This is a genomic window from Limimaricola sp. G21655-S1, assembly GCF_027213785.1.
Taxonomy (GTDB): domain Bacteria; phylum Pseudomonadota; class Alphaproteobacteria; order Rhodobacterales; family Rhodobacteraceae; genus Limimaricola.
On record NZ_JAPWGO010000001.1, the window covers coordinates 356,584 to 377,746 of the forward strand.

At 68.3% G+C, this 21,163-nt stretch carries 19 protein-coding genes; 13 read left to right on the top strand and 6 right to left on the bottom strand.

The genetic code is table 11. The annotated features are described in order from the left end of the window. Positions 1 to 56 precede the first annotated feature (56 nt). Genes O4G76_RS01845 through O4G76_RS01860 form a run of 4 tightly spaced genes read left to right on the top strand, consistent with a single transcriptional unit; the run spans position 57 to position 5,836 of the window. Complete coding sequence (locus O4G76_RS01845; protein ID WP_269395709.1) at positions 57 to 2,036, top strand: extracellular solute-binding protein; 1,980 nt, start codon at positions 57 to 59, stop codon at positions 2,034 to 2,036. An 18-nt stretch (positions 2,037 to 2,054) separates the two neighbouring features. Next, positions 2,055 to 3,131, top strand: a complete 1,077-nt coding sequence (locus tag O4G76_RS01850) for a microcin C ABC transporter permease YejB (protein ID WP_269395710.1) — start codon at positions 2,055 to 2,057, stop codon at positions 3,129 to 3,131. Next, complete coding sequence (locus O4G76_RS01855) at positions 3,132 to 4,256, top strand: ABC transporter permease (RefSeq protein ID WP_269395711.1); 1,125 nt, start codon at positions 3,132 to 3,134, stop codon at positions 4,254 to 4,256. It begins immediately after the preceding gene. Beyond that, the gene (locus O4G76_RS01860) at positions 4,253 to 5,836 is read left to right on the top strand and encodes an ABC transporter ATP-binding protein (RefSeq protein WP_269395712.1); all 1,584 of its coding nucleotides are present in this window, start codon (positions 4,253 to 4,255) and stop codon (positions 5,834 to 5,836) included. Before O4G76_RS01855 ends, O4G76_RS01860 begins: the two co-directional genes overlap by 4 nt. Before the next feature lie 415 nt (positions 5,837 to 6,251). Here the strand turns inward: O4G76_RS01860 and O4G76_RS01865 are convergent, their stop codons facing one another. Together O4G76_RS01865 and O4G76_RS01870 are read right to left on the bottom strand one after the other, a co-directional pair. Continuing rightward, on the bottom strand, positions 6,252 to 7,736 hold the full coding sequence (locus O4G76_RS01865; protein WP_269395824.1) for a D-alanyl-D-alanine carboxypeptidase family protein: 1,485 nt from the start codon (positions 7,734 to 7,736) through the stop codon (positions 6,252 to 6,254). A gap of 316 nt (positions 7,737 to 8,052) precedes the next feature. Continuing rightward, positions 8,053 to 8,754, bottom strand: coding sequence for an HAD family hydrolase (locus O4G76_RS01870; protein ID WP_269395713.1), 702 nt, complete (start codon positions 8,752 to 8,754; stop codon positions 8,053 to 8,055). Between the two features lie 125 nt (positions 8,755 to 8,879). Between O4G76_RS01870 and clpS the strand changes: the two genes are divergently transcribed. From clpS to O4G76_RS01885, 3 genes are read left to right on the top strand one after another with little or no spacing between them, the layout of a single operon-like run. Continuing rightward, the gene (clpS, locus tag O4G76_RS01875; RefSeq protein WP_085896168.1) at positions 8,880 to 9,224 is read left to right on the top strand and encodes an ATP-dependent Clp protease adapter ClpS; all 345 of its coding nucleotides are present in this window, start codon (positions 8,880 to 8,882) and stop codon (positions 9,222 to 9,224) included. Between the two features lie 43 nt (positions 9,225 to 9,267). Beyond that, positions 9,268 to 10,260 carry a class I SAM-dependent methyltransferase gene (locus O4G76_RS01880; RefSeq protein WP_269395714.1) on the top strand — a complete coding sequence of 331 codons (993 nt, stop codon included), beginning with the start codon at positions 9,268 to 9,270 and terminating at the stop codon, positions 10,258 to 10,260. 25 nt (positions 10,261 to 10,285) lie between these two features. Further along, positions 10,286 to 11,089 (top strand): SDR family NAD(P)-dependent oxidoreductase, encoded by an 804-nt coding sequence (locus O4G76_RS01885; protein WP_085896166.1) that lies wholly within the window; start codon positions 10,286 to 10,288, stop codon positions 11,087 to 11,089. 15 nt (positions 11,090 to 11,104) lie between these two features. Here O4G76_RS01885 and O4G76_RS01890 read toward each other — a convergent pair whose 3' ends face one another. Next, positions 11,105 to 11,491, bottom strand: coding sequence for a hypothetical protein (locus O4G76_RS01890; protein ID WP_269395715.1), 387 nt, complete (start codon positions 11,489 to 11,491; stop codon positions 11,105 to 11,107). A 99-nt stretch (positions 11,492 to 11,590) separates the two neighbouring features. Here O4G76_RS01890 and hemF point away from each other — a divergent pair, with 99 nt between their 5' ends. After that, entirely contained in the window at positions 11,591 to 12,484 is an 894-nt protein-coding gene (gene hemF, locus O4G76_RS01895; RefSeq protein ID WP_269395716.1) for an oxygen-dependent coproporphyrinogen oxidase, read from the top strand. A gap of 79 nt (positions 12,485 to 12,563) precedes the next feature. Then, positions 12,564 to 13,250: a DUF2270 domain-containing protein gene (locus tag O4G76_RS01900; RefSeq protein WP_269395717.1), complete on the top strand. Its 687-nt coding sequence runs from the start codon at positions 12,564 to 12,566 to the stop codon at positions 13,248 to 13,250. Positions 13,251 to 13,257: 7 nt separating this feature from the next. Here the strand turns inward: O4G76_RS01900 and hemE are convergent, their stop codons facing one another. After that, on the bottom strand, positions 13,258 to 14,310 hold the full coding sequence (gene hemE / locus O4G76_RS01905) for a uroporphyrinogen decarboxylase (RefSeq protein ID WP_269395718.1): 1,053 nt from the start codon (positions 14,308 to 14,310) through the stop codon (positions 13,258 to 13,260). Positions 14,311 to 14,414: 104 nt separating this feature from the next. On the opposite strand from hemE, the gene hemC reads away from it, so the two are divergent. Continuing rightward, entirely contained in the window at positions 14,415 to 15,359 is a 945-nt protein-coding gene (hemC, locus tag O4G76_RS01910; RefSeq protein ID WP_269395719.1) for a hydroxymethylbilane synthase, read from the top strand. Positions 15,360 to 15,402: 43 nt separating this feature from the next. On the opposite strand, the gene O4G76_RS01915 is transcribed toward hemC, so the two are convergent. Beyond that, entirely contained in the window at positions 15,403 to 15,963 is a 561-nt protein-coding gene (locus tag O4G76_RS01915) for a cytochrome P460 family protein (RefSeq protein WP_269395720.1), read from the bottom strand. A 221-nt stretch (positions 15,964 to 16,184) separates the two neighbouring features. Between O4G76_RS01915 and O4G76_RS01920 the strand changes: the two genes are divergently transcribed. Beyond that, positions 16,185 to 17,066, top strand: coding sequence for a DUF2189 domain-containing protein (locus O4G76_RS01920; protein WP_269395721.1), 882 nt, complete (start codon positions 16,185 to 16,187; stop codon positions 17,064 to 17,066). A gap of 34 nt (positions 17,067 to 17,100) precedes the next feature. Here O4G76_RS01920 and O4G76_RS01925 read toward each other — a convergent pair whose 3' ends face one another. After that, positions 17,101 to 18,741 (bottom strand): alpha-glucosidase, encoded by a 1,641-nt coding sequence (locus O4G76_RS01925; protein WP_269395722.1) that lies wholly within the window; start codon positions 18,739 to 18,741, stop codon positions 17,101 to 17,103. A gap of 168 nt (positions 18,742 to 18,909) precedes the next feature. Here O4G76_RS01925 and O4G76_RS01930 point away from each other — a divergent pair, with 168 nt between their 5' ends. Then, positions 18,910 to 19,914 carry an aldo/keto reductase gene (locus tag O4G76_RS01930; protein ID WP_269395723.1) on the top strand — a complete coding sequence of 335 codons (1,005 nt, stop codon included), beginning with the start codon at positions 18,910 to 18,912 and terminating at the stop codon, positions 19,912 to 19,914. Between the two features lie 89 nt (positions 19,915 to 20,003). Next, entirely contained in the window at positions 20,004 to 21,152 is a 1,149-nt protein-coding gene (locus tag O4G76_RS01935) for a CaiB/BaiF CoA-transferase family protein (RefSeq protein ID WP_269395724.1), read from the top strand. Positions 21,153 to 21,163: the final 11 nt, after the last annotated feature.

The window sequence follows — 21,163 nt, forward strand, 5'->3', positions numbered from 1 at the left end:
CAGGCGCTTGCGCCGCTAGCCTCGCCCGCAGGCCATCCCCTCGCGAGGAGTGCAAGATGCAAGCGACCCGTCATCCCGCCCGCGCCAGCCGCGCCGCTCTTCGCCCGCTGAGCGAGACGCCCTCGTGGATTGCCGGCTCGGCGCTCGTGCTCGCCGCCATGCTCGCGGTCGCGCCGGCCTTGGCACAGGAGGGGGCGCAGCAGGGGGCGCAGGCCACGTCGCCCGACACGGTCGAGGCGGCCGGCGGCGAGACCGTCATCGAGAGCCATGGCTACACCAATTTCGGAGAGCTGAAATACGGCCCCGACATCGCGCATCTCGACTACGTCAACCCCGACGCGCCGAAGGGCGGCGAGATCAGCCAGTGGGCGCAGGGCAGCTTCGACAGCTTCAACCAGTATTCGCGGCAGGGCGTGGCCGCGGCGCTGAACACCCTGCCGCATGAGCGGATCATGACCTCGGTGGCCGATGATGCCTACGGGCTCTACTGCTATCTCTGCACGACGCTGGAATACCCCGCGAGCCGCGACTGGGTGATCTTCAACCTGCGCGACGACGTGACCTTTGCCGACGGCACGCCGATGACCGCCGAGGATCTGAAGTTCACCAACCAGCTGTTCCTCGAACAGGGCATCGCCGAGTATCGCGCGGTGGTGCAGAACTTCCTCGAGAGCGTCGAGGTGCTCGATCCCTACCGCATCAAGTTCACCTTCACCGACGAGGCGCCTCGCCGCGACGTCATCGGATTCGCCGGCTCCACGCTCGCCTTCTCCAAGGCCTGGTTCGAAGAGACCGGCGCGCGGATCGACGAAAGCCAGCGCGAGCCGTTCCTCGGCACCGGCCCCTACGAGCTCAAGGACTTCGACATCAACCGGCGCATCATCTACGGCCGGAACGAGAACTTCTGGGGCGCCGATCACCCGCTCAATGTGGGCCGCAACAACTTCGACACCATCCGGGTCGAGTATTTCGCCGACAGCGCCGCCGCCTTCGAGGGCTTCAAGTCGGGCGAATACACCTTCCGGGTCGAGAACTCGTCCAAGGATTGGGCCACGGGCTATGACTTTCCGGCGATCCAGAAGGGCTGGGTCGTGACGGAGGAGGTCCCCGACGGCACCATCGCCGGCGCGCAGGCCTTCATCTTCAACCTCGACGACCCGAAATGGCAGGACCCGCGGGTGCGCGAGGCGATCGGGATGATGTTCAATTTCGAATGGTCGAACGAATCCCTGTTCTACGGCCTCTACGAGCGGGTCGAATCGTTCTGGGAGAACTCCGAACTCGAAGCCACGGGCACGCCGTCGGAGGCCGAGCGCGCGCTTCTGGAGCCGCTGGTCGAGGAGGGGCTCCTGCCCGAGACCATCCTCACCGAGGAGGCGCGCCGCGCCCCGGTGCTCGACGCCGCCGCCAACACCCCCGACCGCCGCACCTATCGCCGCGCGGGGCAGCTCCTCGAGGAGGCGGGCTGGACCATCGGCGATAACGGCCTGCGCCAGAAGGACGGCGAAGTGCTGGAACTGGTGTTCCTGCAATACAGCCCGCAATTCGACCGGGTGGTGAACCCGATCATCGAGAATCTCGCGCGGCTCGGCGTGCGCGGCGTGCTGGAGCGGGTCGACACCTCGCAATATGTCGAGCGTACCCGCTCGGGTGATTTCGATCTCGTCAACCACACCTTCTCGATGGGCTTCGAGCCCGGCGTCGGGCTGGAGCAGTGGTACGCCTCGAAGACCGCCGAGGACAGCTCGCGCAACCTGATGCGGCTGCGCAGCCCGGCGGTGGACCGGCTGGTGGCCGAGGTGATCGCGGCGCAATCGCTCGAGGAGCTGACCACCGCGACCCATGCGCTCGACCGGGTGCTGCGCGCCGAGATGTTCTGGGTGCCGCAATGGTACAAGGACGTGCACACCATCGCCTATTTCGACCAGTACCGGCATCCCGACCCGATGCCGCCCTTCGCGCTGGGCGAGCTGGACTTCTGGTGGTACGACGCCGAGGCCGCAGAAGAACTGCGCGCCGCGGGCGCGCTGCGTTAAGGGAGATCCTCCGACCGCATGGGCGCCTATATCCTCAGACGACTGCTGCTCGTGATTCCGACGCTGCTCGGAATCATGATCATCAACTTCACGCTGGTGCAGTTCGTGCCCGGCGGGCCGATCGAGCAGATCATCGCCCAGATGGAGGGCGGCGGCGACGTGTTCGAGAGCATCGCCGGCGGCGGCGCCGAGGTGAGCCAGGGCGGTGGCGACAGCGACTATATCGGCGCCCGCGGCCTGCCGCCCGAATTCATCGCCGAGCTGGAACGCGAGTTCGGATTCGACAAGCCGCCGCTCGAGCGCTTCCTCACCATGATGTGGAACTACATGCGCTTCGATTTCGGGGAGAGCTATTTCCGCTCGATCTCGGTGATCGACCTGGTGCTGGAGAAGATGCCGGTCTCGATCACTCTGGGCCTGTGGTCGACGCTGCTGGCCTATGTGATCTCGATCCCGCTGGGTATCCGCAAGGCGGTGCGCGACGGCTCCTCCTTCGACACCTGGACCTCCGGCGCGATCATCGTCGGCTACGCGATCCCGGGTTTTCTGTTCGCGATCCTGCTGATCGTGCTCTTCGCCGGCGGCTCCTACTGGCGGATCTTCCCGCTCAGGGGGCTGACCTCGGACAACTGGGAGAGCCTGTCGCTGATCGGCAAGGTGCTCGACTATTTCTGGCACATCGCGCTGCCCGTGCTCGCCTCGACCATCTCGGCCTTCGCGACCCTGACGCTGCTGACCAAGAATTCCTTCCTCGACGAGATCAAGAAGCAGTACGTGATGACGGCACGGGCCAAGGGCCTCAGCGAGCGCAAGGTTCTCTACGGCCACGTGTTCCGCAACGCCATGCTGATCGTGATCTCGGGCTTCCCGGCGCTGTTCATCGGCGTGTTCTTCGGCGGCTCGCTGATCATCGAGACGCTGTTTTCGCTCGACGGGCTCGGACGCCTCGGCTTCGAGGCGGCGGTGGCGCGCGACTACCCGGTGGTGTTCGGCACGCTGTTTGCGTTTTCGCTTTTGGGGCTGATCGTCGGCATCATCACCGACCTCACATATGTGCTGATCGATCCGCGCATCGACTTCGAACGGAGAGGCTGAATGGCGCTGTCGCCGCTCAACGCGCGCCGCTGGCGCAATTTCAAGCGCAATCGCCGGGCGCTGTGGTCGCTGATCATCTTTTCGGTGCTGTTCGGGCTGAGCCTCTTCGCCGAGCTTCTGGCCAACGACAAGCCGCTCCTGGTGAGCTATCGCGGCGAACTCAGGAGCCCGATCCTGAGCTTTTATTCCGAGCAGGATTTCGGCGGCGATTTCCCGACCGAGGCGGCCTATTCGGACCCCGAGGTGCAATGTCTCATCGTCACCGGCGGGCTGACCGACTGCTTCTACGAGCCGACGGCGATCATGGCCGCGGTGGAGGCCGACGAGGCGCTGCCGCTCGAGGAGAGCGACCCGGCCGATTATGCGAAGGGCTGGATGGTCTGGCCGCCGATTCCCTATTCCTACGACACCATCGTCGACGTGCCGGGCGTCGCCCCCGCGCCGCCCAGCGAGACCAACTGGCTCGGCACCGACGACACCAAGCGCGACGTGGTGGCCCGCGTCATCTACGGCTTCCGGCTTTCGGTGGTCTTCGCGATCATCGTGACGCTGGCCTCGTCGCTGATCGGCATCGTCGCCGGGGCGGTGCAGGGCTATTTCGGCGGCTGGACCGACCTGATCTTCCAGCGGATCATCGAGATCTGGACCGGTACGCCCTCGCTCTACGTGATCATCATCGTCTTCGCGATACTGGGACGAAGTTTCTGGCTCTTGGTATTCCTCACCGTGCTGTTTGGCTGGCCCGCGCTGGTCGGTGTGGTCCGGGCCGAGTTCCTGCGCGCCCGCAATTTCGAGTACATCCGCGCCGCCCGGGCGCTGGGCGTCTCAGATAGCAAGATCATGTTCCGCCACATGCTGCCCAACGCCATGGTGGCCACGGTCACGATGCTGCCCTTCCTCGTCACCGGCGCCATCGGCACGCTGGCCGCGCTCGATTTCCTCGGCTTCGGCCTGCCGTCCTCGGCGCCCTCGCTCGGTGAGCTGACGCTTCAGGCCAAGCAGAACCTGCAGGCGCCATGGCTCGGCTTCACCGCCTTCTTCACCTTCGCGATCATGCTGTCGCTCTTGGTGTTCATCTTCGAGGGCGTGCGCGATGCCTTCGACCCGAGGAAGACCTTCGCATGAGTGACACGATCCTCGACGTCCGGGACCTGCGCGTGAACTTCCGGCAGGACGGGGCGCTGATCCCCGCGGTGCGCGGCGTCTCCTTCCATGTGCGGCGCGGCGAGACCGTTGCGCTGGTCGGCGAGAGCGGATCGGGCAAGTCGGTCACCGCGCTTTCGACCGTCCAGCTCTTGGGCGAGACGGCGCAGGTCTCGGGCTCCGTGAACTACGAGGGCCGCGAGATGGTCGGCGCACCGGAGGCCGAACTGCGCCGGGTGCGCGGCAACGACATCTCCTTCATCTTCCAGGAGCCGATGACCTCGCTCAACCCGCTGCACACGCTGGAGCGGCAGCTCTCGGAATCGATCGAGTTGCATCAGGGGCTACGCGGCGGTGCGGTACGCGACCGCATCATCGAGCTGCTGAACCGGGTCGGCATCCGCGACCCCGAAACCCGTCTGGGCGCCTATCCGCACCAGCTTTCGGGCGGGCAGCGGCAGCGGGTGATGATCGCCATGGCGCTCGCCAACAACCCCGACCTGCTGATCGCCGACGAGCCCACCACCGCGCTCGACGTGACGATCCAGGCGCAGATCCTCGAGCTTCTGGCCGAGCTGAAGCGCGACGGCGCCATGTCGATGCTGTTCATCACCCATGATCTCGGCATCGTGCGCCGCATCGCCGACAGGGTCTGCGTGATGAAGGACGGCGAGATCGTCGAGCAGGGGCCGACGGCCGAAATCTTCGCCAGCCCGAAGCATCCCTACACGCGGATGCTGCTCGAGGCCGAATCCTCCGGCCTGCCGGATCCGGTGCCCGCCGATGCGCCGGTGGTGGCCCGGACCGAGAAGCTGAAGATCTGGTTCCCGATCCAGCGCGGCCTGCTGAAGCGGACCGTGGGCCACGTGAAGGCGGTCAACGACGCCACGCTCTCGGTGCGCGCGGGCGAGACCGTCGGCGTGGTGGGCGAGAGCGGCTCGGGCAAGACGACGCTGGCGCTCGCCATGGTGCGGCTGATCGATTCGGAGGGGCGCATCCTGTTCGACGGGCAGGAGATCCAGGGCCTGTCGCAGCGGCGGATGCGACCGCTGCGCTCGGAGATCCAGATCGTGTTCCAGGATCCGTTCGGCTCGCTTTCGCCGCGCATGACCGTCTCGCAGATCATTTCCGAGGGCCTGGGCGTGCACGGGGTCGAAAAGGGCCGCGACCGGCGCGAGATGGTGGGGGAGATCATGACCGAGGTCGGGCTCGACCCCGCCTCGATGGACCGCTACCCGCACGAGTTCTCCGGCGGCCAGCGCCAGCGCATCGCCATCGCCCGCGCACTGATCCTGCGGCCACGGCTGATCGTGCTCGACGAACCGACCAGCGCGCTCGACATGACGGTGCAGGTGCAGATCGTCGAGCTGCTGCGCGAGCTGCAGCGCAAATACGGGCTGGCCTACATCTTCATCAGCCACGACCTGAAGGTGGTGCGGGCGCTCAGCCACAAGGTGATGGTGATGCGCAACGGCGACGTGGTCGAGGCGGGGGCGGCCGAGGAGATCTTTGATGCGCCGGGCAGCGACTACACGCGCGAGCTGATGGCGGCGGCGTTCTGAGCGGCTCCGGTCCGGCCGGGAGTCGCAATCACCGGAAACCGAGTGCCCAAGGCCAGCTGTGGCAACCTTGGCAGCTCAGCGCCCTCCGGCGCTGCGGCTTGGGCTACCGGTAAAGGCGGCCATATACCGGCGGCGTAGCTTCATTGGTGCGGCCCATGGGTAGGTGGGGCGGCTGAAAAGTGGTGCTCGCCTCCTGAACGAACGCGACGCATGAAGCCGGTCCCGAGAACCAGCACGCCTCGATAGCAACAGACGAGACGCCTGGGGCTCGGTACCGGAACGAGAGCGGCAGCGAATTGGCGCGAGGAGCGCCCGATCCCGCCCTACTGCTCACGTTGCCCAGCCCTTGAATGCAAGACGGCGCCGCGTCCCGTGAGGAACGCGGCGCCGATCAGGGACGCCTGAGGGGAGGGACTCAGGACGGCCCGATCATGAAACACATCGCGCCGCGTGCCTGCAGGCGGCGGCAGGCCAGATCGGCGGCCTCGTTGGTGAGACCCATGAAGTTGGCGTCGAAGCCGCCCGACCGCTGGGTCACCCGGCGCAGCGCGCCATCGAGCGCGCCGGGTTCGTTCAGCGCGGTCTGGATCAGCACCCGCTCGGCGGTGCCGCGGCTGTTGTAGCGGCCGACATTGATGCCCCAGAGGCGGCCGCCGGAGGTCGAGACGCGGGTCACCACCTCGGGCACCGCCTGCATCCGCGACGCGTCGACCGGCGCGATCGCGGCGGCGGTCATGATCATCTCGGTCGGGCGCGGTTCGGGGCTGGTCTCGGGTGCAATGCCGGCCTCGGCAAAGAGTTCGGCAGTCTCGGGAGCCATGTCGCTCAGATCGGTGACCGGGGCCGCCGGAGACGGGCTGGGGGCAGGGGCCGCCGCGACGGCGACGCGCGCCGGTTCGGCCTCGGGCTGAGCGGCCGCGGCGGGCGCCGAGGAGACCAGAAGCGCGGCGGCGAGCGCATCCTCGATGCCGGTTGCGGTCGCGACCTGCACCGGGGCGGCGGCGCTGCCGGGACGCTGCTGCGGGCGCAGGCTGCGCTTGACCACGCCGCTGACCCGGATCGTGTGCGCGCCGCTGGTGGCGCCGAGCGCCGGGGCGGCGGCGACAAGGCTGGGTGCCGGGGTGGAGGGGGCACCGGGCTGGCTCGCAAAGCCCTTGTCGAGCAGCTTCATCACCTGCGCGTTGCGGTTCGCGGTCGAGGTGCCGCCGAAGACGGTGGCGATGATCCGGCGGTCGCCGCGCTGCGCCGAGGCCACGAGATTGTAGCCCGCGGCGTTGGTGAAGCCGGTCTTGATGCCGTCCGCGCCCTTGTAGGCGTCGAGGAAGCGGCGGTTGGTGTTGTTGACCTGCTTCATGCCGGCATCGGCGGTGCGGCGCGAGAACAGGTTATAATATTGCGGAAAGTCGTAGATCATGTGCCGGCCGAGCACGGTCATGTCGCGCGCCGTCGACAGGTGGCCATTGGCGGTCAGACCGTGCTGGTTCACGAAGGTCGTGTTGCGCATGCCCATCGCCTGGGCGGTGGCGTTCATGCGCTTGGCAAAGGCCTCTTCGCTGCCGGAGATGGCGAAGCCGATCGCGGTGGCGGCGTCGTTGGCCGACTTCACCGCGGCGGCGCGCAACAGGTAGCGGAACTTGATCTTCTGGCCGGTGCGCAGGCCGAGCTTCGAGGGCGGCTGCGCCGCGGCCTGGGCCGGGATGGTGATCTCGGAATCGAGGCCGATCTCGCCCCGCTGGATCGCCTGGAATGCGATGTAGAGGGTCATCATCTTGGTCAAGGAGGCGGGATGCAGACGTGTATCCGCGTTTTCCTCGTGGATGACGGCCCCGGTCTTGGCGTCCACGACCATCGCCGCGTAGGGCGCAGCGACTGCGCCGGTGGCGATGGTGATACCCGCCATGAGTGTGGTGACTAGAAACAGCCCGGTCCGGGCCGTCCGCAACAGACGACTGCTCACGTGGATTGCCCTTTGTTTTGCCTCGTGGGTGCCGGTTTATGGAGTGGGCACCTCATCATTGTCTCAAAAGGTAACACAAACGTTGCGTCACAAAAAGAGACTAATTTCCAATTGGTTTGCTTGCTAAGTTGAGGCAACACCCTAAGCGGGGCCCGACTCGCCCTATGCGGAAGACGGCCTTTGAAGACAGGCGCATAACGGGCGGGGGCGGTAACGAAGCGTGGCGCGAAAGTCGCAGGCAAGCGCGACGGTGACCTTCTCAGAGACCGATCTGCGCAACCATGGCGGGCAATCCCGCGAGGCTGTCGAGCTGGCGGAATCGCGGATGCGCCAGCGGCGCCTCGGCCTGCTCCAGCTCCCAGGTGGTCTCGAACGGCACATGCACGCCCCAGCCCCCGGCCTCGAGCACCGGGATCACGTCGGATTTGAGCGAATTTCCCACCATCACCGCCCGGTCCGGGATGACGCCGTGCCGCGCGAAGATCGCGGCATAGACCGGCGCGGTCTTGTCCGAGACGATCTCCACCGCCTCGAACATCTCGCCCAGGCCCGACTGCGCCAGCTTGCGCTCCTGGTCGAGCAGGTCGCCCTTGGTGACCAGCATCAGCCGCGCCTCGCCGGCAAGCGCCTGCACCGCCGGCTCGACGCCGGGCAGCAATTCGATCGGATGCGCCAGCATCTCGCGCCCCATCTCCATGATCTCGCCGATGGCGCTGGCGGGCACGCGCGCCGCGCTGACCTCGATCGCGGTCTCGATCATCGAGAGCACGAATCCCTTCACTCCGAAGCCGTAGCGCCCGAGATTGCGCCTTTCCGCCGCAAGCAGCCGCTCGCGCAGGTGATCCTCGCCGGCGTGATCGCGCAGCAACTCGACGAAACGCGACTGGGTGGAGCGGAAGAAGCGCTCGTTGTGCCAAAGCGTGTCATCGGCGTCGAAGGCGATGGTCCAGCGATCCGGCATTTGCGGTACACTCCGAGGCGAGGCCGGGCTTTTCACCACGGCCGGGGCGCTTATATAACGGAGCCAGAGCGAGAATGGCAACGAGACGCGGGACCCATGCCGAGATGGCCGGAGAGCGGATGAGGATGCAGGACGCGAGGATCGTGATGGCGGGACGCGACGACGGAGAGGATGACGGCCTCACCGGCGTGAAGGTCGAGACACGCCCCAAGACCAAGCGGCCGCCCCTCTACAAGGTGCTGATTCTCAACGACGACTACACGCCGATGGAATTCGTCGTGCATGTGCTCGAGCGGTTCTTCGGGCTGAGCCATGCGCAGGCCTTCGAGATCATGCTCACCGTGCACAAGAAGGGGCTCGCCGTGGTCGGCGTGTTCTCCTACGAGATCGCGGAAACCAAGGTGGCGCAGGTGATGGATTTCGCGCAGCGCCACCAGCACCCGTTGCAATGCACGATGGAAAGGGAATAGGGGCCCCGATGCCCCAGTCCTTCCCCCTGTCCCCGGAGTGCCCATGGCCGATCCCCGCCTGACCACCGCGATCGAGAGCGGCGCCCTCGTTCTGCCCGAGGGCGAGATCGTCGCGCTGCGCCCCGCCGCCGGCACCGATCTCTCGGCGCTGCCCAAGGACCGCACCCGCATCGCGCATGGCTTCCGTCCCGACATCGACGCCTGGGAGGCGCAGGGCTGGACCGTGGCCGAGCCCGCGCCCGCCGCCGCCGCCGTGGTCTTCGTGCCGCGGGCCAAGCCGCTGGCCCGCGCGATGATCGCGCAGGCGGCGCGGCTGGCGCCGATGGTGATCGTCGATGGCCAGAAGACCGATGGCGTCGACAGCCTGTGGCGCGAGATGCGTACCCGCGTCGGCGACCTGCCCTGCATCACCCGCGCCCATGGCCGGCTGTTCTGGTTCGATTCGAGCAATGTCGACGTCACGGATTGGGCGGCGCCCGCGCCGGCGGAGGTCGAGAGCGGCTTCGTCACCCAATGGGGCGCCTTCTCGGCCGACGGGCCCGATCGCGGCTCGCAGCTTCTGGCGCAGGCGCTGCCGCAGAAGCTTCCCGCCCGCATGGCGGATCTCGGCGCGGGCTGGGGCTATCTCTCGCGCCACGTCCTCGAGCGCGACGGGGTGAAGAGCCTCGACCTGATCGAGGCCGAGCAGCTGGCGCTCGACTGCGCCCGGCGCAACGTCACCGATCCGCGCGCGGCCTTCCACTGGGCCGATGCGACCCGCTTCAGGCCCGATCATCTCTATGACGGCATCGTGTCGAACCCGCCCTTCCACACCGGGCGCGCCGCCGATCCGGCACTGGGCCGTGCCTTCATCGTGGCGGCGGCGCGGATGCTGGCCCCGTCGGGGCAGTTGTGGATGGTCGCGAACCGGCACCTGCCCTACGAGGCGAGCCTGCGCGAGAGCTTCCGCAGCGTCGAGGAGATCGGCGGCGACGGCGCCTTCAAGCTGTTCCACGCGATCCGCCCGACCAAGCCCACCGACAAGAAACCCCGCTGACACCTTCCTTTCACCGGAGACCGTCATGAGCTTTTCCATCGCCGGCAAGACCGCGATCGTGACCGGGGCCGCGCATGGCGTCGGCCTCGCCATCGCCCGCGCCATGGTCGAGGCGGGGGCCAACGTGGTCTTCGTCGACCGCGACGAGGCCGCGCTCGAACGCGAGACCTCGGTGCTGCGCGAGGCCGACGGGCCGGTGCGGCATTTCGCGGGCGACCTGCGCGAGCGGCTGACCATCACCAACCTGCTGTCCTTCACCATCGACGCCTTCGACCGGATCGACATCGTCGTCAACGCGGCCCGGCAGGTGCGGGTCACCGATCCGTTCGATGCCGAGGATGATTCGGTCGAACGGCTGCTCGATCAGAACCTGATGTCGGCGCTCCGGCTGAGCCAGGCGGCGGCCAAGCGGATGATCAAGCAGGCCGATCCCGAGAGCGACGCGCCGCTGGGTTCGATCATCAATCTCAGCTCGATCGCGGCGCGGCTGACGCACCCGCAGCTGCTGGGCTACTCGGTGAGTTGCGCCGCGCTCGACCAGATGACCCGCTCGATGGCGGTGGCGCTGGCCTCGAAGCGGATCCGCGTCAACGCGGTGGCCTTCGGCTCGGTGATGAGCGCCTCGCTCAAGCATTCGCTCTCGGACCACGAGGAGATCCGCGAGGCGATCCTGCAATGCACGCCGCTCGGACGCATCGCCAGCGCCAGCGAGGTGTCGGATGCGGTGCAGTATCTCGCCTCCGACGCCTCGGCCTTCGTCACGGGGCAGGTGATCACCGTCGATGGCGGCCGCAGCCTGATCGATCCGAGCCACGTGGCGGCGCATTAGGCGCCGCCCCGGCGGTCACTCCGGGTAGCGCGCCACGCATTGCGCCCGCGCCGACGCCTCGGCCCGGGTCAGCGCCTCGCGCCGCGCCAGAAGCTGGTCGAGCTTCACCTTCTCGGCTTCGATATCGAGCGTCACCGGCACCCGTACCTCGTCGGTCACGACGCGGTCGCAGAACCGGCGGCCGATCGTGCCGTCCGCACGGCGGAAGTCGCAGAGCTGGCGGCGGGTGCGCAGTTCCTCGCGCTCCTCGATGCCATAGCCGCGCGCGACGTTGCCGCGGGTCTCGGCGATCAGCGCGTCGATCACCCGGCCCTCGCGGCTGACCGATGAGAGGCAGCTTTCGCGCGGGGTGGCGCAGGCGGCGAGGGCGAGGGGCAGGACGAGCAGCAGGGCGGGACGCATCGGTGAACTCCGGTCGAATCGGTCAGGGCCAGCGGGTCGCATGGCGGGCCGCTGGAGAGGATGCTAGACCGGGCCGATATTCAATAGCAGGGGGCGCGCATGACCTCGGACAGCATGATGAGCGAAAAAACCGAGGCCGCCGGCTGGTTTCGCGAGCTTCGCGACGAGATCGTCGCCGCCTTCGAGGCGCTCGAGCAGGCACAGACCGATGGCCCGCTCTCCGAGCGCGCGCCGGGCCGGTTCGAGGTGACGCCCACCAAGCGCAGCGGCGATGACGGCGAGGATGCGGGCGGCGGGCTGATGAGCGTGATGCGCGGCGGCCGGGTGTTCGAGAAGGTCGGCGTCAACATCTCGACCGTGCATGGCACGCTGGGGCAGGCGGCGCAGGCCTCGATGGCGGCGCGCGGCGTGCCGGGCATCGAGAAGGACGCGCGGTTCTGGGCCTCGGGCATCAGCCTCGTCGCGCACATGCAGAACCCGCATGCGCCCGCCGTCCACATGAACACGCGCATGTTCTGGACCCCGGGGGCCTGGTGGTTCGGGGGTGGCGCCGATCTCAACCCCTGCATCGAATACGCCGAGGATACCGCGCATTTCCACGACACGCTGAAGCGTCATCTCGATCCGCACGGGAGCGACCTCTATCCCGCGCTCAAATCTTGGGCCGACGAGTATTTCTACATCCCGCATCGCAAGCGCGCGCGCGGCGTCGGCGGCGTCTTCATGGATGACCGCTGCACCGGCGACTGGCGCGCCGATTTCGCCCTGACCCGGGATATCGGCCGCGCCTTCCTGCCGGCCTGGCTGCCTCTGGCCGAAAAGCGGCGCGGCATGCCATGGGGCGAGGCCGAGAAGGAGACGCAGCTTCTGCATCGCGGTCTCTACGCGGAATACAATCTCGTCTACGACCGCGGCACCAAGTTCGGCCTGGCCACCGGCCACGACCCGGACGCGGTGCTGATGAGCCTGCCGCCGCTCGCGAAATGGACCTGAACTTCCTCTGATCTTCCAAGGGCTTTGACCCGCGCCCGCCGCCGGTGTCTTATGATCCGGCAAGCAGCGGGAGGAGCCGATGACGCCTGTCGAGAAGCCGGTGACGGAGGGGCGGCGCGAATTCAGCTCCGCCGAGATGGGCGCGCTGGCGCATCTGTGGCGCGGCGAGGTCTATCGCTCGACGATCTGGCGCACCCGGCTCGACACCACCACCAACTGGGCGGTGGTCACGCTCGGCATCGCGCTGTCGATCGCCTTCGCCTCGCGGGAGGCGTCGCCGCTGCCGCTGGTGCTGGTCGGCATCCTGATCCTATTCTTCCTGATGCTCGAGGCGCGGCGCTATCGCTACTTCAACGTCTGGCGCGCGCGCTGCCGCTGGCTCGAGACGCATTTCTACGCGCCGATGCTGCAGGACGGAAATTTGCGGCTGGGCGAGGGCTGGCAGAAGGAGCTGGCCGAGGATTACTGGGTCCCGCGCTACCACGTCTCGTTCCGGGTCTCGGTCGGGCGGCGAATCCGGCGCAACTACTTGTGGATCCTGCTGATCCAGACCGCCGCCTATATCGGCAAGCTGATCGTGCACCCGACCCCGGTCGAGAATTTCGAGATGTTCGTGGACCGTGCCGCGATCGGGCCGATGCCGGGGCTCGTGGTGCTGGCGATGGGCGCGGTCTATGTCGTGGCCTGGGCCAGCTGGGCCTTGCAGAGCTGGTTGCATGACCGGCGGCGCTGGGGCTCGACCCAGCGCCCGACCGGCATGGGATGAGCGCGCGCTAGCGCGTCTCGCGCAGCGTCTCGATCATCAGCGCCACGTTCTCGGGATCGGCGTCGGGGGTGATGCCATGGCCGAGGTTGAACACGTGCGGCCCCTTCGAGAACGCGTCGCGGATGCGCCGCGTCTCGTCGATCAGCTCCTGCCCGCCGCTGACCATGTGACGGCTGGCGAGGTTGCCTTGCACGCAGGCGATCGGCTGCACGTGCTCGGCCGCCCATTCCGGGCTCACCCCGTCATCGAGCGCGATGCAATCGGCGCCGATGGCGCGGGCGGCGTCGGTAAAACGTTCGCCGGCACCGCGCGGGAAGGCGATCACCGGCAGGCCGGGGTGGCGCGCCTTGAGCGCGGCGGTGATCCGCGCCATCGGCGCGATCGAGTAGCGGTCGAGATCGTCGCCCTTGAGCGATCCGGCCCAGCTGTCGAAGATCTTCACCACCTCGGCCCCGGCCGCGACCTGCGCCGAGAGATACTCGATCGTCGCCTCGGTGATCCGGTCGATCAGCGCCTCGAACTCGGCCCGGTTCTCGTCCTTGAGCGCATGCGCCGGGCCCTGATCCGGCGTGCCGCGCCCGGCGATCATGTAGGTGGCCACGGTCCAGGGCGCCCCGGCAAAACCGATCAGCGCCGTCTCGGAGGGCAGTTCGCGCGCAAGGATCTTCACCGTCTCGTAGACCGGGGCGAGGTGGTCGTGGATCGCGTCCGCCGGTTTCAGCGCCGCGACGCCGCCCGCTTCGGTGATCGGCGACAGCCGCGGCCCCTCGCCGGTGACGAACCACAGATCGAGGCCCAGCGCCTGCGGCACCAGCAGGATGTCGGCAAACAGGATCGCCGCGTCGAAGCCGTAGCGACGGATCGGCTGCAGCGTCACCTCGGCGGCAAGCTCGGGGTTGTAGCACAAGGACAAGAAGTCGCCCGCCTTGGCGCGGGTGGCGCGGTATTCGGGCAGATAGCGCCCGGCCTGCCGCATCATCCAGATCGGCGGCACGGGCAGGGTCTCGCCCGCAAGGGCGCGCAGCAGCAGCTTCGACGGGGGGGTGTGGGCAATGCTCATGCCACCTCGTCCCGCCGACACGGCCCAAAGTCAAGCGGCACGGCGCCGGGCGCGGCAGGCGGTCGCGGTTGCCGCGCGGTGCGGGCGCGCGTAGAGACATGGGCATGACCCGCGATCTTCCCACCCCCGCCCAACCGCTGCGCATCGGCACCCGCGGCTCGCCGCTGGCGCTGGCGCAGGCCAACGAGACGCGCGAATTGCTGGCCCATGCCTGGGACCTGCCCTTCGAGGCCTTCGAGGTGGTGATCATCCGCACCACGGGCGACCGGGTGATCGACCGGCCGCTGAGCCAGATCGGCGGCAAGGGGCTGTTCACCAAGGAGATCGAGGAAAGCCTCTCCGCGGGCGGCATCGACATCGCCGTGCATTCGATGAAGGACATGCCGGTCGAGCAGCCGGCGGGGCTGGTGCTCGACGGCTATCTGGAGCGCGAGGACCCGCGCGACGCCTTCGTCAGCCTTGCCCATGCCGCGATTCCCGACCTGCCCGAGGGCACGGTGGTCGGCACCTCGAGCCTGCGCCGCAAGTCGCAGATCCTCGCGCGGCGGCCCGATCTGCGGGTCGTGGAGTTCCGCGGCAACGTGCAGACCCGGCTGCAAAAGCTGGAGGACAAGGTGGCAGAGGTGACCTTTCTCGCCATGGCGGGGCTGAACCGGCTCGGCATGTCGGGCGAGGTGCCGGCGCGGGCCATCTCCGAGGACGAGATGCTGCCGGCCATCGCGCAGGGCGCGATCGGCATCGAGCGGCGCGGCGCCGACACCCGCGTCGCGGCGCTCCTCGAGCCGATCCATCACGAGGAGACGGCACGGCGGCTCGCCTGCGAACGCGCCTTCCTCGCCGCGCTCGACGGCTCCTGCCAGACGCCGATCGCGGGCCTCGCGGAGATCGCCGATGGCCGGTTGCGGTTCCGGGGCGAGATCCTGCGCCCCGACGGCTCCGAAGTGCTGCTGGAATCGGGCGAGGCGGCGATCGCCGACGGCGCGGCGCTGGGCCACGAGTTGGGCGAAACCCTGCGCCGCATCGCCGGTCCGGGCTTCTTCACGCTCTGAGAGCCGCGCCGCGCGCCGTTCGGGTGCAAGGCGCGGCGCCGGTTCACTCCATCATCATGCCCATCTCGGCATCGGTGGTGAACAGGTAGTCGTCGCCGCCCGCGTTCTGGTGGCAGGCGATGCAGCCGGCTTCGGCGTTCTTGCCGACCAGACCGGCCAGCGCCATGCCGTCCGGGCTCTGGTCGAGCGTGCCGTCGGGCAGGTACTTGGCGTAGAACCAGTTGCCGGTCTCGTCGTCATAGCCCGCCTCGCGCTGGAACATGATCGTCAGCGCGCCCAGATGCTCGGCCGGAGCGCCGAGGACCTCGTCGACCGAGACGCCCTCGGGGCCGTAGTTGCGCTTGACCACCAGCGCCCCCTCATGGCCGTCGATCGTGGCGGTGGTGTAGAAGGTCTCCAGCATCATCCCGTGCGGATCGGTGCCCGGATAGGGAAACGACATGATCGCGCCATCCCCCGCGAGGTGCTGATCCGTCATCGCCTGCCAGACCTGCTGCGCATAGGCCTGGTCCTCCTCGCCGCCGAACATCGGCGCGTCCTGCGCCAGCGCCACGCCGGCCAGTCCCAGCCCCAGCGCCGCCCCGGTGATAAACTTCATCGCCATCGTACCCTCCCTGAATGTCACGTGGGGTAAGCCTACGCCCCCGCAGGGAAGTTGCGGGGTCACGACGACTCACGACTGCGCGACGCTCTGTAACTTTCGGACACGTGCCGTTGAGAGCCATCGCCGCGAAACCGTGCTAGGATCGCCCCATCCGGATGACCCCGCCGCGGCGCATCCGGTCCCGGCGGGGCCGTCCCTTGGCGATCAGGGAGGACGGCATCATGGCGAAGACCGACGGCCATGTCGACAAGACCATCGGCAACCCGCTGAGTTGGGCGGGGCATGTTCTGAACGCGGGCACGCACCATCTCGGCGAGGGCGCGCGCGAAACCATCGGGCGCGACACCGCGCCGATCAAGCTGCGCCGCATCGAGACCGAGGATCTCAAGGCGGCGCTGCGCGCGGGATACGAGGATTTCAAGGCGTTCCGATCGGACGTGATCTTCCTCTGCGTGGTCTACCCGCTGGCGGGGCTGGTGCTGATCCGCTTCGCGATGAACGAGAACCTCTTGCCGCTGCTGGTGCCGCTGATCACCGGCTTCGCGCTTCTGGGGCCGGTGGCCGCGGTCGGGCTCTACGAGATGAGCCGCAGGCGCGAGGCGGGTGGGCATCCGACCTGGGGCGCCGCCTTCAAGGTGATCGAATCGCCCTCGGCGATCGCGATCCTGACGCTCGGCGTGCTGTTCGTGGCGATCTTCGCCGCCTGGATGCTGCTGGCCTGGAGCGTCTACGCGTTGACGCTGGGACCCGAGCCGCCGGTTTCCGCGATGGCCTTCATCAGCGACACGCTGACCACCGGGGCCGGCTGGGCGATGATCGTGGTCGGCACCGGCATCGGCTTCGTGCTTGCCGCGACGGTGCTGGTGATCGGGGTGATCTCCTTCCCGCTGCTGCTCGACCGGCATGTCGGGGTGCGCCGCGCGGTGAAGGCCTCGGCCCGTCTGGCGGCCGAGAACCCGCGCACCGTGGCGCTGTGGGGCGCGATCGTCGTGGTCGGGCTCGGCGCCGGCATGGCGACGCTGATGGTCGGGCTGGTCTTCGTGCTGCCGATCCTCGGCCATGCCACCTGGCATCTCTACCGGCGCGCGGTCGAGCCCGCCTGAAGCGGCGCGCGGGCCGATCGCCCGCGCCTGCCTCTCATTCTTCGAGGATCGCCACCGCCTCGAAGGGGCGCAGTTCGGCCGTGCCGTCCAGCGCGTCGCGGTCGGGATAGTTGGCGCTGATCGCGCGTCCTGAAATGGCGAGGCCCCGGGGCACGTCCACCGTCACCACCTCGCCGGTGAAATTGGCCAGCACCGAGATCCGCGTGCCCTTGTGCTGCCGGACATAGGCCATGACCTTGGGATGGTCCTGCAGATAGGGGGTGAAGTCGCCCTCGCGCATCACCGCCAGCTCGCGGCGCAGCCGGGCCAGTTCGCGGTAATGCGCGAAGATGCCGTCGGGCCTCGCCCGGTCGGCGGTCACGTTGATCTCGCGGTGGTTCGGGTTCACCTCGATCCACGGCTCGCCGCTGGTGAAGCCCGCCTGCGGCCCGGCGGTCCACTGCATCGGCGTGCGCGCGTTGTCGCGGCCGTTCGAATTGGCTCCGGCGAGGAAATCGCCCGGCGTCACCCCGGCGGCGGTCTGGATCTCGTGGAAGTTCAGCGTCTCGATGTCGCGGAACTGGGAGATGTCGGTGAAGGCGATGTTGGTCATGCCGATCTCTTCGCCCTGATAGATGTAGGGCGTGCCCTTCATCATGTGCAGCACCGTGGCGAGCATCTTGGCCGAGACCACGCGAAAGCGTCCGTCATCGCCGTATTTCGACACCGCCCTCGGCAGGTCGTGATTGCTCCAGAACAGCGAGTTCCAGCCATCCTCGGCGAGCGCGATCTGCCACTCGGCCAGCACCCGCTTGAGCCCCACGAGGTCGAAGGGCATGGGCTTCCACTTGCCATGCACCTCGTCCCAGCCCTGCACGATATGCGCGAACTGGAACACCATCGACAATTCGCCCGCCTCGCGGCCCGAATAGAGCAGCGCGCCCTCGGTGGTGGCGCTCCAGGCTTCGCCCACGGTGACGACGTCGCGGCCCTTGAGCGTGGCGTCGTGCATCTCGCGCAGGAACGGGTGCAGGTCCGGTCCGTCGGCGGTGATGCCGGCATCGGGGTCCTTGCCGATCAGGTCGATCACATCCATGCGGAAGCCCGCGACACCCCGGTCCAGCCACCAGTTCATCATCTCGTGGATCGCGCGGCGCAGCTCGGGGTTCTGCCAGTTCAGATCGGGCTGCTTGCGGTCGAACAGGTGCAGGTAATACTGCCCCGTGCGCTCGTCATAGCTCCAGGCCGGGCCGCCGAAATGCGACTGCAGATCGTTGGGCGCGCCGCCATTCGGGGCCGGATCGCGCCAGACATAGTAGTCGCGGTAGGGATTGTCGCGGCTCCGGCGCGCCTCCTGGAACCAGTGATGCTCGTCCGAGGAATGGTTCACCACGAGATCCATGACGATGCCGATGCCGCGCGATTTCGCCTCGGCGATGAGCCGGTCCATATCGGCCAGCGTGCCGAATTCCGGCGCGATGTCGCGGTAATCCGAGATGTCGTAGCCGTTATCGGCCATCGGGCTGCGATAGACCGGCGAGAGCCAGACGAAGCCGATCCCGAGATCGGCGAGGTGGTCGAGCCGCGAGATGATGCCGGGAATGTCGCCGATGCCGTCGCCGTCGCTGTCGCAGAAGCTGCGCGGATAGATCTGGTAGGCGGTGGCGCTCTGCCACCAGTGACGGTCCTCGGTCATCCGGCTCTCCTGTCGCGATGCGCGCCCAGCCTCGCCGCGGCAGGGCGGGCGCGCAACCCCTTTCCGAACCGCTTCGGAAAGCCGCTGGACCTCGCGGCGGGGGGCGCTTACCCCTTTGCGCGAAACGGTCCGCGCAAGCCGCGCGCAGGGCGAAGAGGGAGAGACCGCATGCAGTATCGCAGGTTGGGCCGGACCGGCCTTCTGGTGTCGGAACTGGCGCTGGGCACGATGATCTTCGGCGAGGAGGGCGGGCGCGGCACCGACGCGCCCACCGCGGGCCGGATGATTGACCGCTATCTCGACGCGGGCGGCAACCATATCGACCTGGCCAATGTCTATGCCGGCGGGCGCGCGGAGGAGATCGTGGGCGAGGCCGTGCGGGGCCGCCGCGAGGAGCTGGTACTCGCGACTAAGCTGCGCTGGCCGATGGGGCAGGGGCCCAACCAGGTGGGACTCTCGCGGCATCACGTGATGAACGCGGTCGAGGCGTCGCTGTCGCGCATGGGCACCGACCGGATCGACCTGCTCTACATGCACGGCTTCGATCCCTACACGCCGCTCGACGAGACGCTGCGCGCCTTCGACGACCTCGTGGCAGCGGGCAAGGTCCGTTACCTCGGCGTGTCGAACTTCGCCGCGTGGCAGGTGATGAAGGCGCAGGGTATCGCGCAGCATCGGGGCTTCACGCCGCTGATCGCGGCGCAGTATCAATACAGCCTCGTCGAGCGCGACATCGAGGACGAGTTTCCGGCCCTGTTCGACAGCGAGGGTATCGGGCTGGTGCCCTGGGGGCCGCTGGGCGGGGGCTTCCTGAGCGGGAAATACAAGGCCGGCGACCGGCCCGAAGGCGGCGGGCGCATCGCCGAGACGCCGGACGGCTACGAGGAAAGCTGGGACCGCCGCGCGACGGAGCGCAACTGGGCCACGCTGGCCGAGGTCGAGAAGGTCGCGCGGGCGCATGGCGCCAGCATGAGCCAGGTGGCTCTGGCGTGGCTCATGGTGCGTCCCACCCTTGCTTCGGTGATCCTCGGCGCGCGGACGCCTGAGCAGCTCGAGGACAATCTCGGCGCGGCGGAGTTGCGTCTTTCCGACGACGAGATGGCCAGGCTGGAAGAGGTGTCGCGCCCGGCGAGCCGCTACCCCTACCGCATCGTCGACCAGCCCGCGCGCTGAGACGATCCACGTGAAACCTTTCCCGCCGCCGTTGAAGCCCGGCGGCGGGGCGGCTAGCGTCCGCCCGGACACGGCGCGGGGAGGGCGCGATGAGCGAGGGGACACCGCCGCTGGCGGGGCTGAAGGTGGTGGAGCTGGCGCGCATCCTCGCCGGGCCATGGGCCGGGCAGGTGCTGGCCGATCTGGGCGCCGAGGTGATCAAGGTCGAGGCGCCCGAGGGCGACGACACCCGCCGCTGGGGCCCGCCCTGGATCGAGACCGAGGGCGACCGCTCGGCCGCCTATTTCCACGCCTGCAACCGCGGCAAGAAAAGCGTCACCGCCGATTTCCGCACGCCCGAAGGGCTGGCGCTCACCCGCGCGCTGATCGCGGGCGCCGACGTGGTGATCGAGAACTTCAAGGTCGGCGGGCTGGCGCGGTACGGGCTCGACTATGACAGCCTCAAGGCCGAGAACCCGGCGCTGGTCTATTGCTCGATCACCGGCTTCGGACAGGACGGCCCCTATGCGAATCGCGCGGGCTACGACTTCCTGATCCAGGGCATGTCGGGGATCATGGACCTGACCGGCGCCCCGGATGGCGAGCCGCAGAAGATCGGCGTCGCCTTCACCGACATCTTCACCGGGCTCTACTCGGTCATCGCGATTCAGGCGGCGCTGGCGGCGCGCGAGAAGACGGGCAGGGGCCAGCATATCGACATGGCTTTGATGGATTGCGCCACCGGCGTGCTGGCCAACCAGGCGATGAACTTCTTCGCCACCGGCAAGCCGCCGCGCCGCCTCGGCAACGCCCATCCCAACATCGCGCCCTACCAGGTGTTCTCGGCCGAGGATGGCGACCTGATCCTCGCGGTCGGCAATGACGGGCAGTTCGCCCGCGCCTGCGGGGTGCTGGGCCTCGACGGTCTGGCCGATGATCCGCGCTTCGCCACCAATGGCGCGCGGGTGGCCAACCGGGCGGCCCTGACCGAGGCGATGGGCGCGGCCTTCGCATCCTGGGGCCGCGACGCGGTGCTGGCCGCGCTCGAGGCGGCGACGGTGCCGGCAGGACCGATCAACCGGGTGGATCAGGTCTTCGACGATCCGCAGGTGATCGCACGCGGCCTGCGGATCGACCCCGAGGGTGTGCCCGGCCTGCGCAGCCCGATCCGGTTTTCCGAAAGCCCGCTCTCGCTCGACCGCCGCGCGCCGCGCCTGGGCGAGCATGACCCGCAGGACACGCCCGGCGCCGCAGGCTGATCGCAAGCCGG